Source organism: Pseudomonas sp. C9D1, assembly GCF_056491235.1.
Window position 1 is genome coordinate 3,822,530 of record NZ_JBSZIE010000002.1, and the last position, 14,204, is coordinate 3,836,733.

The window sequence follows — 14,204 nt, forward strand, 5'->3', positions numbered from 1 at the left end:
GCCGCCGTGCCCTCCGCCCATGCAGCCCGCACCCCGACCGAACCGAACCCGCAGCCCCGGGTCTAGAACAACACCGGATCGCGCCCTCCAGGAGTCACCATGCGCCTGCTTCTTGCCGTCACCTTCCTGCTCATCGGTCTGCCGGCGCTGGCCGACGACCACGCCAGCCTGTACCAGGCGGCGGGCTGGCCGGAACAGCGGGCGCACTTCAACGATGCCCTGACGGCGGCCCAGCAGCGCTACCAGAAGACCCTGCCGCCGGCCGTGTACCAGGCCCTGGTGAACAACAGCAACCAGCGTTTCCAGGCCCAGGCCATCGACCAGCGCGCCCAGGCTGCCCTGCGTAACGCACTGAACGACCCGCGCCCGGCCCTGGGCTTCTTCCAGTCGCCGCTGGGGCGCAAGATCATCGCCGCCGAAGTGCTCGCTACCCGCCGCGACCAGCTGGCGAAGAACGCCAACGGCCTGCCGCGCATCGACGCCAGCGCCACCCGCCGCCTGCAGGTGCGCCACCTGGCCCAGGCGCTGCCGGCCAAGGAAGCCGGTGCCGAGGTCAGCCTGGCCCTGGCGGGCGTGGCAGCCGACAGCCTCAGCCAGATGCTCCCCGGCCTGCTCGGTGGCGGCCAGGCCCAGGGCCTGCTCGACAGCCAGCGCCAGCGGGTGATGGAGCAGATCAGCAACGATCTCGACAACACCCTGCTGTATGTCTATCGCGACCTGTCCGATCCGGAATTGGAAGAGTTCGTCACCTTCGCCGAGTCCGGCGAGGGCAAGGCCTATTACCAGGCCGCCCTGGCCGCCGTGCGTGCGGGCCTGGCTGTGGGGCAGGATGCCGCGAGCCTGGCGCCCGCGCAGCAGAGCTACTAGCCCGGCGCTGCGGGCCTGGCTCAGTACCCCAGGCGTTCCCGCAGGAAGGCGAAGTAACGCTCCCGATAGGCCGGTGCCTCGTTCACCAGGTGGTGCCCGGCCCCCTCCAGCATCAGCACCTCGGGTTGGGCGAACTTATCGTCCAGCACCCTGAGGTTGTGCCGCCAGTCCACCGTCATGTCGCCGTCGCCCTGGATCACCAGCGGGCGGCGCGATGAGCGTGGTGCGGCCTCGATATGCGGCACCCAGCGCGACAGCGCGCCAACCCAGGCGGTGGGCAGGTTCTGCGGCTGCAGCGGGTCGTGGTGGTGGACGAAGTCGATGAACTCGGCATCGCTGGAGTTGACGCTGAAGCGCCTCGGGATGCTTTCGACGAAGGGCTTGAGCATGCGGTAGCTGAATTTCGACCAGCCCCAGGCGCGCGGGCGTACCAGGGGGGCGAATAGCAGGGTCTCGCCGATGCAGGCCTCGGGGGCGCCGGTCAGCAGGTAGTCGAGGATGATCGCGCCGCCGGTGCTCTGCCCGGCCAGGTGCCAGGGCTGCGGCAGGTCCAGCGTCCGCGCCTCGGCCAGCAGGCCGCGCAGGGTCGCCTGGTATTCGGCGAAGTCGAGGATGCTGGCGCGGGCGCCGCTGGACAGCCCGTGTCCCGGCAGGTCGCAGGCGATCACCGCCAGGCCCAGCCCCAGCGCCCACTCGATCACGTGGCGGTACAGGCCCATGTGGTCGTAGTAGCCGTGCAGCAGCACCAGGGTCGCGCGCGGCTGTGCCGGCCACCAGGCCTGGGTGGCCAGGGTGTAGGACTCCACCTGCATCACCCCCAGGCGCGTCTGCACGCCGGGAATCCGCGCCGAGAAGTCCAGCCCGTAGAAGGCCCGGTAGAGGCCGGCCAACTGCAGGTCGGGTGCCGCTGCGGCCAAGGGTCGCAGGAGCGAGCGCAGTTGATCGGGCTGGAAGGCGTCTGGCATCGGGGGTATCCATTCGAACGGGGCAGTGGCCGGGGGGCCGGGCGGCCGGCGATAAAGGTTGCCGATATTCAGCTGCGGGGCGCGCCGTGGCAAGCTACGCGTCCTGCAAAAGGTCTCTCCCCATGCGCTCGCCTTCCCGTAGAACCCTGTTCGCCAGCCTGCTCGTCATCGCCTGGATCATCGCCATGGTCGCCGCCTACCGCTGGTACGACGCGCGCTTCGTCCGCCCGTTCAGCGAGCGCACCACGCTGTTCTCCGGCGATGGCCTGCAATTGCCCGCTGAACTGGCCGGGCCGGGGCCGATCCGCCTGGTGCATTTCTTCGACCCCGCCTGCCCCTGCAACGTCGGCAACCAGCAGCACCTGGGCGAGCTGATCGAGCGCTTCGCCGACCGGGGCGTGGCCTTCTATGCCGTGCAGAAACCGGGGAGCAAGGGCCAGCTGCCGCAGAACCTGCAACGCATGACCCTGCTCGCCGAGCTGCCCGGTGCCGCGGCCATCCCGGCCACGCCCGCCGTCGGCATCTGGGACCGCGAAGGCCGCCTGGCCTACTTCGGCCCCTACAGCGAAGGGGCGGTGTGCAACTCGGCCAACAGCTTCATCGAACCCATCCTCGAGGCGCTGCAGGATGGCCGCCCGGTGGACGCCACCCACACCCTGGCGGTGGGTTGCTACTGCGACTGGGCGCCGGCGGGCTGAGCACTTAGCGCGGACGGTTGGAAGCGGCGGAAGATGGCCTCGGCCTCGCCGCTGTCACGCAGGGTCTGCAACTCCCGGTCGAGCGCCTGGCTCAACGACGCCCCCCGTGGCGAACCCTTGCTCACCAGCAGGTAGAAGGCCTTGCTCGCCGGCAGCTCGAGATGGCGCAGCGTTTCGTCGCCCTGGTAGGCCCCCAGGGACAGCCCGCCGTAGAGCGGTTCGATCTCGCTGGGGAAGAAGTCGCAGCGTTGCAGCTGCAGCAACCCCAGGTTCTGTTGCACGCTTTTCACCCGCAGGACGTCCTGGGTGATGCCGTAGGGCGCGTAGTTGTAGCCGATGACCCCGCACACCCGGTAGTTGGCCAGGCTGGTGGCGTCGGTGACCGCCGGTGCCTCGGCGAAGCGCTGGGTGGAATAGAACAGGCCGAGGCGCGTGCGGTAGAGCGGCTCGCTGTAGTGGGCGAAGGTTGCGCGCTCCTCGGTGTAGCTGGCGTCCCAGGTCACCTCGCAGTGACCGGAGCGGGCGAAGTCGGCCAGCTCCTGCTGCACCCGCGCCCAGGGCAGGTAGTGCAGCTCATAGGGAAGGTCGAGGCGTTGCAGCGCCGTCAGCACCAGGGTGGTCGCCGAGCCGCTGAGGCGGGTGTGGTCGATTTTGCCGTCATGGCGCTCCCAGTAGGTATAGGGCGGCCACTCGTTGCCATCGCCGAGACAGATCTTCACGGGCTCCGCCGCTTCCACCCCGCAGCATCCTGCCAGCAGGCACCCCGCAATGATTCTGTTCATCGCACCTCCAGGCCCTCCCCAAGGCTAGATCAGCCGTGGCGAATCGCACGGGTTCCGGTGCCGGTCGTGCCCTGCAGCCGCTGCCGATAGGCTTCCGGCGTCATCTCGTGCCAGCGGCGGAAGGCCCGGTAGAAGGGCGACAGCTCCGCGAAGCCGCAGGCCCGTGCCACCTCGCGGATCGGCATGCCCCCGGCCAGGAGTTCCAGCGAGCGGGACTGGCGCACCGCATCGCGCGCCTTGCGCAGGCTGCTGCCCTGTTCGGCCAGGGCCCGCTGCAGGGCGCCGGGGGCCAGCCCCAGCTCCGCCGCGCAGGCGGCCAGGGAGCAGTCCGCCTGGCCCAGGCGCACGCCCAGCAGGTAGTGCAGGCGGTTGAGCAGCTGGTTTTCCGCCAGCTCGCCCAGCTGCGCCTCGGCGTGCTGCCAGAGCAGCGCATGCATCTGCGGGTTGGCGGTGCGCGAGGGGCGTCGCAACAGGCTGCTGGGGAACAGCAGGGCATCGTGCGGGCAGCCGAAGGTGGGTTGCAGCCCGAACAGGCGGCGGTGCTCCACCAGCCGGCGCGGCTGGGCGTGGCGGAACTCCAGGGCGTCGACCTTGAACTCGTCGTCGGTGATCGACTTCATCAGCTTGATGAACAGCAGCGCCAGGCACTCCATCTGCTGGCGCAGCGGCGCGACGCCGGTGTAGTTGAGGTCGATCACCAGGCGCGCCTGCTCGCCCCGCACGTCCAGCTGGGCGACGAAACCGCCGGAGAGGATGTGCTGGAAGCGCACGAAGCTGTCCAGCGCCTCGCGCAGGTCGCGGCTGGCCAGCAGCAGGTAGCCCACCACGTCGAGCATGCGCGGTTTCATCTGCTCGCCCAGGTGTAGGCCGATGTCGCGGTCGCCGGTGATGGCCTCGGCGGCCTCCCAGAACAGCGGTGCATCGTCGTGCTTGAGGCGCCCGTCGGCGGGCATGAACAGATGCCGGCGGTGCTGGAATACGCGGCGGTAGATATCGGCAGGGTCCAGCCCGAGATCGCCCAGCGCCTCGTAGAGCAGGCGGCGCAGGGTGGGGGAATGGGTCAGGGGCAGCGCGGTGGCGGAGTCGGCGTCGGGCGTGGGCATCGGGAGTTTCTCTGAATTGACCGAAGACTTTCAGCTCTGCGGTATTTGGTCAATGCCGAGTTCCATGGCGCTGAGGAAAATGCCAGGCACTAGAACAAGGAGAATCCCTTCATGAAACGCACCCTGACTGTCCTTGCCGTGGTGGTTGCCGCCGTGGCCGCCGGTGGCGCCTGGTACGCCCAGAGCAAGAAACCCCTGCGCGACGGCGAACTGGCCATCGCCCACCTGCAGGCCCCGGTCAGCGTCCGCTATGACGAGCGTGGCGTGCCCCACATCCAGGCCGCCAACGAGGCCGACATGTACCGCGCCCTGGGCTTCGTACATGCCCAGGACCGCCTGTTCCAGATGGAAATGCTGCGCCGCCTGGCCCGTGGCGAGCTGGCCGAGGTGCTGGGCGCCCGCCTGGTGGATACCGACCGCATGTTCCGCACCCTGGAGCTGCGCCAGCACGCCGCCGTCTATGCGAAGAAGATGGACATGGACAGCCCCTCCGCCAAGGCGCTGGCCGCCTACCTGGATGGCATCAACCAGTACCAGGACAGCCGCCCGGCGCCGGTGGAGTTCGACCTGCTGGGCATCCCCAAGCGCCCCTTCACGGTGGAAGACACCCTCTCGGTCGCCGGCTACATGGCCTACAGCTTTGCCGCTGCCTTCCGCACCGAGCCGGTGCTGACCTATGTGCGTGACGAGCTGGGCGCCGATTACCTCAAGGTCTTCGACCTCGACTGGCACCCCGAGGGCGTGGTCGGGCAGAAGCTCGCCGCCAGCGACTGGCAGGCCCTCAACGGCCTCGCCCGCCTCAGCCACCAGGCCCTGGTGGAAGCCGGCCTGCCGCAGTTCGAGGGCAGCAACGCCTGGGCCGTGTCCGGCAGCCGCACCGCCAGCGGCAAGCCCCTGCTGGCCGGCGACCCGCACATCCGCTTCGCCGTGCCGGCGGTGTGGTACGAGGCCCAGGCCTCCTACCCCGGCTTCGAGCTCTACGGTCACTACCAGGCGCTCAACCCCACCGCGTCCCTGGGGCACAACGGGCAGTTCGCCTGGAGCCTGACCATGTTCCAGAACGACGACCTCGACCTGGTCGCCGAGAAGGTCAACCCGGACAACCCCAACCAGGTCTGGTACCAGGGCCAGTGGGCGGACATGCAGAGCCGCGAGGAGACCATCCAGGTCAAGGACGCCGAGCCGGTGAAGCTGACCCTGCGCCGTTCGCCCCATGGCCCCATCGTCAACGACGCCCTCGGTGCCACCCCCGGCAAGACGCCCATCGCCATGTGGTGGGCCTTCCTCGAAACCGAGAACCCTATCCTCGACGCCTTCTACCAGCTGAACCGCGCCGACACCCTGGACAAGGCCCGCAGCGCTGCCGAGAAGATCCACGCCCCCGGCCTCAACGTGGTCTGGGCCAACGCCGCCGGCGACATCGGCTGGTGGGCCTCGGCCAAGCTGCCGCAGCGCCCGGACGGGGTTAACCCCGCCTTCATCCTCGACGGCAGCAGCGCCGAGGCGGACAAGCCCGGCTACCTGCCCTTCAGCGCCAACCCCCAGGAGGAGAACCCGGAGCGCGGCTACATCGTCTCGGCCAACTTCCAGCCGCTGTCGCCCACAGGCGTGGCCATCCCCGGCTACTACAACCTGCCGGACCGCGGCCAGCGCCTGGACCAGTTGCTGGCGCAGAAGGACGTGAAGTGGGACCAGGACAACAGCCGTGCGCTGCAGCTGGAAACCGCCACCGGCTACGGCCCGCGCCTGCTCGCCCCGCTGCTGGACGACCTGCGGGCCGCGGCGGCGGACGATGCCGAGCGTGCCCTGGTGGACCAGCTCGCCGCCTGGCAGGGCGACCACCCGCTGGATTCCACCGCCGCCACCGTCGCCGAACAACTGGTCTACGAGCTGGCCCGCAGCGCCTTCCATGACGAGCTGGGCGATGCCTTCTTCGACAGCCTGCTGTCCACCCGCGTGCTCGACGTGGCCCTGCCGCGCCTGGCCGCCGACGCCGACTCGCCCTGGTGGGACGACCGCAGCACCGATGCCCGCGAAACCCGCGCCGACACCGTCAAGGCTGCCTGGCAGGCGAGCCTCGCCCACCTGAAGAAGACCCTCGGCGACGACAGCGCCAAATGGGCCTGGGGCCGCGCCCACACGCTCACCCACGGGCACCCGCTGGGCATGCAGAAGCCCCTGGACAAGCTGTTCAACGTCGGCCCCTTCGCCGCCCCCGGTGGCCACGAGGTGCCCAACAACCTGTCCAACCGCGTCGGCCCGGCACCCTGGGAAGTGGCCTATGGCCCCTCCACCCGTCGCCTGATCGACATGGCCGACCCGGCCCACGGCATCGGCATCAACCCGGTGGGGCAGAGCGGTGTGGTCTTCGACCGCCACTACGACGACCAGGCCAAGCGCTACGTCGAGGGCGAGTACGTGCCCATGCACATGAGCGAAGAGGATGTGAAAGCCAACACCCAGGGCACGCTGAAGCTGGTGCCCAGGCCCTGATGCAAACCGTGCCGGCCCCCGGGCCGGCACGGTGCAAGCGAACCACGGAGAAGGATTTCCCATGTACAGACTGTTGCTGCTCCTGTTGCTGGCGGCGGGGCCCGCCCTGGCCGGCGAAACCGTCAACGACGTCACCGGCCTCAACCCCATCGAGGTGGAGCGGGTGCTGGCGCCCACCACCCTGGACGAGATCAGCCGCGCCGTGCGTGAGCACGATGGCCCCATCGCCATTGGCGGCGGGCGCTTCAGCATGGGCGGGCAGACCGCCACCGAACGTGCGCTGCAACTGGACATGCGCAGCTTCAACCGGGTGCTCGCCTTCGATCCCCAGCAGAAGACCCTTCGCGTGCAGGCGGGCATCACCTGGCGGCAGGTGCTCGAGTACATCGACCCCCACGGCCTGTCGCCGCAGATCATGCAGTCCTACGCCAACTTCACCGTGGGCGGCTCCCTGAGCGTGAATGCCCATGGCCGCTATGTCGGCCAGGGGCCGCTGGTGCTGGCAGTGAAGTCCATCCTGCTGGTGCTGGCCGACGGCAGTACGGTGGAGGCCAGCCCCACGCAGAACAGTGAACTTTTCTACGGCGCCATTGGCGGCTATGGCGGTATCGGCGTGATCGCCGAGGCGACCCTGGCGCTGACCGAGAACACCCGCCTGGCGCGCAAGACCGAGGTGATGCCGGTGGAGCAATACCGGCGCTTCTTCGCCGAGCAGGTGCGGGGCAACCCGGACATGGTCATGCACAACGGCATCCTCTACACCGACGACTACAGGACGGTGCGTGCCGTTTCCTACCTGCGCACCGATGCGCCGCTCACGGTGGAAGAGCGGCTGGTGGATGCCGGGCGCAACTACAAGGTCATGCGCGCCGCGCTCGGTGCGGCCTCCAGCAAGAGCGGCGCCGTCTTGCGCGAGGCGGTGCTTGACCCGCTGAACTTCCGGGGCGAGCAGGTGCAGTGGCGCAACCACGAGGCCAGCCTCGATGTGCGCGAGCTGCAACCCATCTCCGGGGCCGACTACAGCTATGTGCTGCAGGAATACTTCGTGCCCGAGGCTCAGCTGGAGGTGTTCATCGCCCGGATGCGCGACGTGCTGCAGAAGCACGGGGTGAAGGTGGCGAACATCTCCATCCGCCATGCCAAGGCGGACCCGGGCACGCTGCTGGCCTGGTCCCGGGGGGACACCTTCGCCCTGGTGCTCTATTACCGCCAGGGCACCTCGGAGGAGGCGCGCGCGGCGGTGGGCACCTGGACGCGGGAGCTGATCGACGCGGCCCTGGCCAGCGACGGCACCTACTACCTGCCGTACCAGATCCACGCCACCCGCGAGCAGTTCCTCGCCGCCTACCCGCGGGCGCCGGAGTATTTCGCCCTCAAGCAGCGGGTGGACCCGACCGGCAAGTTCCGCAACAAGCTGTGGGACGCCTACTACCGCTGAAGCGCTCGGTTCAGCGCCGGTACTGGCTCGGCGGCTGGCCGCTCCAGCGCTGGAAGGCGTGGCGGAAGCTGGCGGTCTCGGCGTAGCCGAGCTGCTCGGCGATCAGGTAGATGGGCAGGTCGGTCTGCAGCAGCAACTGGCGCGCCTTGTCGTAGCGCACCTCGTCCAGCAGGCGCTGGTAGCTGGTGTTGAGGCGCTGCAGGTGGCGGCGCAGGGTGCGCTCGGAGCGGTGCAGGCTGCGGGCCACGCGATCCAGGTTGCTGGCCTCGCTCAGGTGCCCGGCCAGGTGCTCGCGGATCTGGTCGAGCACGTCGTGGCGGCTGGTCAGCTGGGCATCGAGCTTCTGGCACTGCTGCAGGCCGTGGTGGCAGGTCACCGGGTCGGCCAGGGGCAGGGGGCGGTCGAGCAGTGCGGCGTTGAAGCAGAGGGCCGTGCGCGAATCGCCGAAATCCACCGGACAGCCCAGCTTCTCCGTGTAGGCCGCCGCGTGCAGGGGCGGCCGGTAGGGCAGGCGTACCCGGCGCGGGCGCACGGCTTCGCCGAGCAGGTCCTGGATCACGGTGAGCAGCGAGGTCAGGCACAGCTCGCTGTTGAACACCATCAGCTCCGGCGCGTAGCGGTAGCCGGTGGCGACCAGGCGGGCCTCGGCGCCGTCCTCTTCCAGGGTCAGGGTGAAGTAGCTGCCCAGCAGCGAGGCGTTGGCCAGGGCGATGTTCAGTGCATCGCGCAGGGTGCGGCTGGCGAGCATGGTGTAGCCGAGGATGCCGTAGGCCGAGACGTGCATGCGCAGGCCCAGGGACAGGCCCAGCGCCGGGTCGCGGGTGCAGCTCAGGGCGTTGGCGAACACCCGCAGCTCCTGGGCGTGGCTGATGAGCTTGTCCGGGGTGTCGAGGTCGCTGCAGGCCACGCCGCTGCCGTCGAGTAGGCGCGGGCGCGGCACTTCCTCGGCCAGGCTCTCCACCGCCAGGGCGATGGTGTGTAGGGTGGTCATGACCCGTTCGGGTAGCAATGGCGCCGCCATGGTTCGTCCCCTTTGGTAACGGTGGGGTGCCGGGAGAATGCATGGGCCTGTGCATTAAGTTTCGATTCAGGCATCAGAATGGCGCACTCTTGTATTCTCGGCGCGCCCCTGAATCCCAGAGTTTGACCCGATGCGATCCTTCCTGACTCCCCGTTGGCTGGTTTCCGGCCTGTTGTTCTGTGTGCTGCTGGTGCTCGGCATCGCCGCACAGGAGTTCCGCCTGTTCGAGCGTGGCTGGTTCATAGTGCAAGAATGGCGCCACGCCTCGGAATGGCGCGAACGTTCGATCTGGCTGCCGGACTACCGGGTGACCCTCGAGGCGCAGCCCATCGAGGGGCTGGACGACGATGTCTCGGCCCTCACCTATGACCCGGACCGCCACAGCCTGCTGACGGTCACCAACCAGCGCCCGCAGATCATCGAAATGTCCCTGGACGGCCATATAGTCCGGCGCATCGACCTGCAGGGCTTCGGCGACCCGGAAGCCATCGAGTACGTCAGCAAGGGCGTCTACGTCATCACCGACGAGCGCCTGCAACGCCTGGTCAAGGTGCGCCTGGAAGAGGACACCCAACAGCTGGACGCCAGCGAATCGCAGCAACTGTCCCTGGGCATCGGTCTGAACGGCAACAAGGGTTTCGAGGGCCTGGCCTACGACCCTGCCGGCCAGCGCCTGTTCGTGGCCAAGGAGCGCGACCCGGTGCGCATCTACGAGATCCACGGCTTCCCCCACAGCAACCCGGACAAGCCCTTCGCGGTGCACGTGGTGGACGACCCCGAGCGTGATGCCGGGCTCTTCGTCCGCGACCTCTCCAGCCTGCAATACGATGACCGCAGCGGCCACCTGCTGGCGCTGTCCGACGAGTCACGCTTGGTGCTGGAGATCAACGCCGACGGCAAGCCCATCAGTAGCCTGTCGCTGCTGCGCGGCATGCACGGCCTGAAACGCAGCGTGCCCCAGGCCGAGGGCGTGGCGATGGATAACGAGGGGAATCTGTATTTGGTCAGCGAGCCGAACCTGTTCTACAGGTTCAGCAAGCCGGCGGGGGAGTGACGCTCGATGTTCCACGAGGCGCTTCGCAAACGACGCGCCCCGTGGCCCGGGATCAATACCAGGGACGCTCGACCAGGGGCAGGCTGAGGGTTTTGTCGCGGTAGTTGGCCTGGGCGGCCTTGATGTCCGTATGCAGTGCCTTCGCTTCCAGCACCAGGTCGTTCACTTCTGCCTGGGTGGGTTTGAATCCGGCAGTGGCGAGCAGGACGGCTATCGCCGCGCCCTCCCGGTTGCCTTCTGCCAAGGCGATGGATGCCCAGATGAACGCCTGCTTGTGCTCGCCCTTGAGCAGGTAGAGGGCGGCGGTATTGCTCTGGCCGAAGGGGGCGCCTGTCCGGGCTTCGGCTTCGCACCAGGCCAGTACCTGCGCGGCCTGTGCGGGGTCCCCGCCACCATTCCTGCGCTTCAGGCCCGGCGCGAAGATGCGGCAACCCAGGCTCGATGCCAGGCGATCGCCCTTGGCGGACGCGTCAGCGAGCAGCTTGCGGTAGTCCGCCTCGCTGATGAGCGCACCCTCACCCTCGCCAAAGGCCCCGGCGAGATAAAGCATCTTCACCTGGGCGTTGCTCTGGCCGTATTGCTCGTAGACCGCCTTGCGCCGGGCCGGATCCTCCAGTGTGGGGATGTGGCCGTCGAACAGCCCCATCAGCACCGACGGGTAGCCGGAAGGGCCGTGCTGCGCCAGGTATTCGTAGGCCTTCACGACCTTTTCCTGGTCGAGCTTGCCCAGGGTGGCATCGCCATACAGGGTGGCAAGGCCCTGCTGGGCATGCAGGCGATGGCCTTCGACGGTGGCTTTCTCGGCGACTTCCTGCAGCAGGCTCTCCGCCTTGTCGAGGTCCTGCTGGAAGGGGGCATTGCCGTTGAGCAGGGCCAGGCCCAGCAGCAGCTTGGCGGTGTAGGAGCCTTGGGCGGCGCCTTTCTCCAGGAAGCCCTTCGACTGCTGCAGATCGGCCTTCTGGCCGAACTGCTCGTCTTCCAGGTAACGGCTCAGCATGTAGGAGGCATCACCGTTGCCGTTGAGGGACGACTGGGTGTAGAGCTCGAAGGCCTTGTTGAAGTCCTGTGCGACGCCGTCGCCGCGTTCGTACATCTTGGCCAGCATGTACTGGGCGCGGGGCTCCTTGTCCTCGGCGGCGCTTTCCAGCAGCTCGTGGGCTTCCTGCATCTGCTGCGGTGCGGTGGTCTCGGGGCGGTACAGGCCGATGGCCTTGTCGGTCTTCTCGACGGGGGTTTCGAAGCAGCCACTGAGCAGCAGGCACAGCGACAGCGTGATGAAGGCTTCCTTCTTCATGGCATTCCTTGATGGGGGGAGGGTATTTCGCGGCGCAGAGCCTATCAGAGGCGAATGCCTGATGGCATTTTGATGCTTAGGTGTCGGGGAGCGGTGGGTTGTCGCAGGACAGGAGCCCGGCACCTTGCATGCCGGGCTCGGTTTCTTACGCCTTCAGCGTCTTCACGCCTTCCGCGGTGCCGAGCAGCAGCAGGTCGGCGGGGCGGGCGGCGAACAGGCCGTTGGTGACCACGCCGACGATGGCGTTGATCTGCGCCTCCAGGGTCACCGGGTCGGTGATCGAGAGGTTGTACACATCGAGGATGATGTTGCCGTTATCGGTGACCACGCCTTCGCGGTAGACCGGGTCGCCGCCCAGCTTCACCAGCTGGCGCGCCACGTGGCTGCGGGCCATGGGGATGACTTCCACCGGCAGCGGGAAGGCGCCGAGCACCGGCACCAGCTTGCTGCCGTCGGCGATGCAGATGAAGGTGCGTGCCACGGCGGCGACGATCTTCTCGCGGGTCAGGGCAGCGCCGCCGCCCTTGATCAGGTTCAGGTGCGCGTCGCTCTCGTCGGCGCCGTCGACGTAGAACTCCAGGGCGTCCACCGCGTTCAGGTCATAGACCGGAATGCCGTGGCCCTTGAGGCGCTGGGCGGTGGCTTCGGAGCTGGCGACCGCGCCGTCGAAGGCCATCTTGTGCTGAGCCAGGGCGTCGATGAAGAAGTTGGCGGTCGAGCCGGTGCCGACGCCGACGACGCTCTTGCTGTCGAGCAGCGGGAGGATATGGTCGACTGCGGCCTGGGCGACTGCCTGCTTGAGCTGGTCCTGGGTCATGCTGGTGGTCCACGTATGAAAGGAAATGCGAGGGCGCGGATTATAGCCGTTCAGCGCGGCAAAACCCCGCATTCTCTGTGGTCGGGCGACGAAGCCCTGGGGTAGACTCGCCCATCCCCGCAAGCCCCGCCAGTGAAGCCGTGATGCTCGAAGACTACGTGAAGAAGACCCTCACCTCGCGCGTTTATGACGTGGCGGTGGAAACCCCCTTGCAACCCGCGCTGCGCCTGTCCGAACGCCTCGGCAACCAGGTGCTGCTCAAGCGCGAGGACCTGCAGCCGGTGTTCTCCTTCAAGATTCGCGGCGCCTACAACAAGCTGGCGCAGCTCAGCGCCGAGGAACTGGCGCGCGGCGTGGTCACCGCCTCGGCCGGCAACCACGCCCAGGGCCTGGCCCTGGCGGCCCGCGAGCTGGGCATCAAGGCGACCATTGTGATGCCGCGCACTACCCCCGAGCTCAAGGTCCAGGGCGTGCGCGCCCGGGGCGGCAAGGTGGTGCTGCACGGCGACGCCTTCCCCGAGGCGCTGGCCTATTCGCTGAAGCTTGTGGACGAGAAGGGCTTCGTCTACATCCACCCCTACGACGACCCGCACGTGATCGCCGGGCAGGGCACCGTGGCGATGGAGATCCTCCGTCAGCACCCGGGCCGCCTGGACGCCATCTTCGTGCCGGTGGGCGGCGGCGGCCTGATCGCCGGCATCGCCGCCTACGTGAAGTACCTGCGCCCCGAGGTGAAGGTGATCGGCGTCGAGCCGGACGACTCCAATTGCCTGCAGGCCGCCATGGCCGCTGGCGAGCGCGTGGTGCTGGGCCAGGTGGGGCTGTTCGCCGACGGCGTGGCCGTGGCGCAGATCGGCCAGCACACCTTCGACATCTGCCGCGAGCACGTGGACGAGGTGATCACCGTCAGCACCGACGAGATCTGCGCGGCGATCAAGGACATCTACGACGACACCCGCTCCATCACCGAACCCGCCGGCGCCCTGGCCGTGGCCGGGATCAAGAAGTACGTGGAGCGCGAAGGCAGCAGCGGGCAGACCCTGGTGGCCATCGACTCCGGCGCCAACATCAACTTCGACCGCCTGCGCCATGTGGCCGAGCGTGCCGAACTGGGCGAGAAGCGCGAGGCGATCATCGCCGTGACCATTCCCGAGCGCCCGGGTAGCTTCAAGGCCTTCTGCGAGGCCATCGGCAAGCGCCAGATCACCGAATTCAACTACCGCTACAACACCGATGCCGAGGCGCACATCTTCGTCGGCGTGCAGACCCACCCGGAGAACGATCCGCGCGAGGTGCTGGTGCAGAGCCTGCGCGACCAGGGCTTCCCGGTGCTGGACCTGACCGACAACGAACTGGCCAAGCTGCACATCCGCCACATGGTCGGCGGCCACGCGGCGCGGGTGGAGGACGAGTCGGTCTTCCGCTTCGAATTCCCCGAGCGCCCCGGCGCGCTGTTCAACTTCCTCAACAAGCTGGGCGGGCGCTGGAACATCACCCTGTTCCACTACCGCAATCACGGCGCCGCCGACGGTCGCGTGGTGGCCGGGCTGCAGGTGCCGGCGGACGAGCGCCACCTGATCCCCGCGGCGCTGGAAGAGATCGGCTACCCCTATTGGGACGAGAGCGACAACCCGGCCTATCGGCTGTTCCTCGGTTGACGGCGGCGGCCGCC

At 68.2% G+C, this 14,204-nt stretch carries 12 protein-coding genes; 6 read left to right on the plus strand and 6 right to left on the minus strand.

The window, feature by feature from the left end; all coding sequences use genetic code 11:
- Nucleotides 1-99: 99 nt before the first annotated feature.
- Nucleotides 100-867 (plus strand): hypothetical protein, encoded by a 768-nt coding sequence (locus tag ACXI0U_RS25515; RefSeq protein WP_263401608.1) that lies wholly within the window; start codon nucleotides 100-102, stop codon nucleotides 865-867.
- A 20-nt stretch (nucleotides 868-887) separates the two neighbouring features.
- On the opposite strand, the gene bipL is transcribed toward ACXI0U_RS25515, so the two are convergent.
- Complete coding sequence (bipL, locus tag ACXI0U_RS25520) at nucleotides 888-1,832, minus strand: phospholipase BipL (protein WP_184488361.1); 945 nt, start codon at nucleotides 1,830-1,832, stop codon at nucleotides 888-890.
- 122 nt (nucleotides 1,833-1,954) lie between these two features.
- On the opposite strand from bipL, the gene ACXI0U_RS25525 reads away from it, so the two are divergent.
- On the plus strand, nucleotides 1,955-2,530 hold the full coding sequence (locus tag ACXI0U_RS25525; protein ID WP_271659664.1) for a DUF6436 domain-containing protein: 576 nt from the start codon (nucleotides 1,955-1,957) through the stop codon (nucleotides 2,528-2,530).
- Here the strand turns inward: ACXI0U_RS25525 and ACXI0U_RS25530 are convergent.
- Both ACXI0U_RS25530 and ACXI0U_RS25535 read right to left on the minus strand, forming a co-directional pair.
- Nucleotides 2,503-3,312, minus strand: a complete 810-nt coding sequence (locus tag ACXI0U_RS25530) for a substrate-binding periplasmic protein (RefSeq protein ID WP_479551001.1) — start codon at nucleotides 3,310-3,312, stop codon at nucleotides 2,503-2,505. The genes ACXI0U_RS25525 and ACXI0U_RS25530 overlap by 28 nt on opposite strands.
- Before the next feature lie 29 nt (nucleotides 3,313-3,341).
- Nucleotides 3,342-4,415: an AraC family transcriptional regulator gene (locus ACXI0U_RS25535; RefSeq protein ID WP_479551002.1), complete on the minus strand. Its 1,074-nt coding sequence runs from the start codon at nucleotides 4,413-4,415 to the stop codon at nucleotides 3,342-3,344.
- 111 nt (nucleotides 4,416-4,526) lie between these two features.
- On the opposite strand from ACXI0U_RS25535, the gene ACXI0U_RS25540 reads away from it, so the two are divergent.
- Both ACXI0U_RS25540 and ACXI0U_RS25545 read left to right on the plus strand, forming a co-directional pair.
- Nucleotides 4,527-6,908 carry a penicillin acylase family protein gene (locus ACXI0U_RS25540; RefSeq protein WP_374979577.1) on the plus strand — a complete coding sequence of 794 codons (2,382 nt, stop codon included), beginning with the start codon at nucleotides 4,527-4,529 and terminating at the stop codon, nucleotides 6,906-6,908.
- 61 nt (nucleotides 6,909-6,969) lie between these two features.
- On the plus strand, nucleotides 6,970-8,346 hold the full coding sequence (locus tag ACXI0U_RS25545; RefSeq protein WP_374979578.1) for an FAD-binding oxidoreductase: 1,377 nt from the start codon (nucleotides 6,970-6,972) through the stop codon (nucleotides 8,344-8,346).
- 10 nt (nucleotides 8,347-8,356) lie between these two features.
- On the opposite strand, the gene ACXI0U_RS25550 is transcribed toward ACXI0U_RS25545, so the two are convergent.
- Nucleotides 8,357-9,337: an AraC family transcriptional regulator gene (locus ACXI0U_RS25550; protein ID WP_021218297.1), complete on the minus strand. Its 981-nt coding sequence runs from the start codon at nucleotides 9,335-9,337 to the stop codon at nucleotides 8,357-8,359.
- 160 nt (nucleotides 9,338-9,497) lie between these two features.
- Here ACXI0U_RS25550 and ACXI0U_RS25555 point away from each other — a divergent pair, with 160 nt between their 5' ends.
- Entirely contained in the window at nucleotides 9,498-10,421 is a 924-nt protein-coding gene (locus tag ACXI0U_RS25555; RefSeq protein ID WP_043245807.1) for an SdiA-regulated domain-containing protein, read from the plus strand.
- Between the two features lie 52 nt (nucleotides 10,422-10,473).
- Here ACXI0U_RS25555 and ACXI0U_RS25560 read toward each other — a convergent pair whose 3' ends face one another.
- Nucleotides 10,474-11,715 (minus strand): tetratricopeptide repeat protein, encoded by a 1,242-nt coding sequence (locus ACXI0U_RS25560; RefSeq protein ID WP_374979579.1) that lies wholly within the window; start codon nucleotides 11,713-11,715, stop codon nucleotides 10,474-10,476.
- Nucleotides 11,716-11,860: 145 nt separating this feature from the next.
- Nucleotides 11,861-12,532 carry a ribose-5-phosphate isomerase RpiA gene (rpiA, locus tag ACXI0U_RS25565; protein WP_043245808.1) on the minus strand — a complete coding sequence of 224 codons (672 nt, stop codon included), beginning with the start codon at nucleotides 12,530-12,532 and terminating at the stop codon, nucleotides 11,861-11,863.
- A gap of 113 nt (nucleotides 12,533-12,645) precedes the next feature.
- On the opposite strand from rpiA, the gene ilvA reads away from it, so the two are divergent.
- On the plus strand, nucleotides 12,646-14,190 hold the full coding sequence (gene ilvA / locus ACXI0U_RS25570) for a threonine ammonia-lyase, biosynthetic (protein WP_265170521.1): 1,545 nt from the start codon (nucleotides 12,646-12,648) through the stop codon (nucleotides 14,188-14,190).
- Nucleotides 14,191-14,204: the final 14 nt, after the last annotated feature.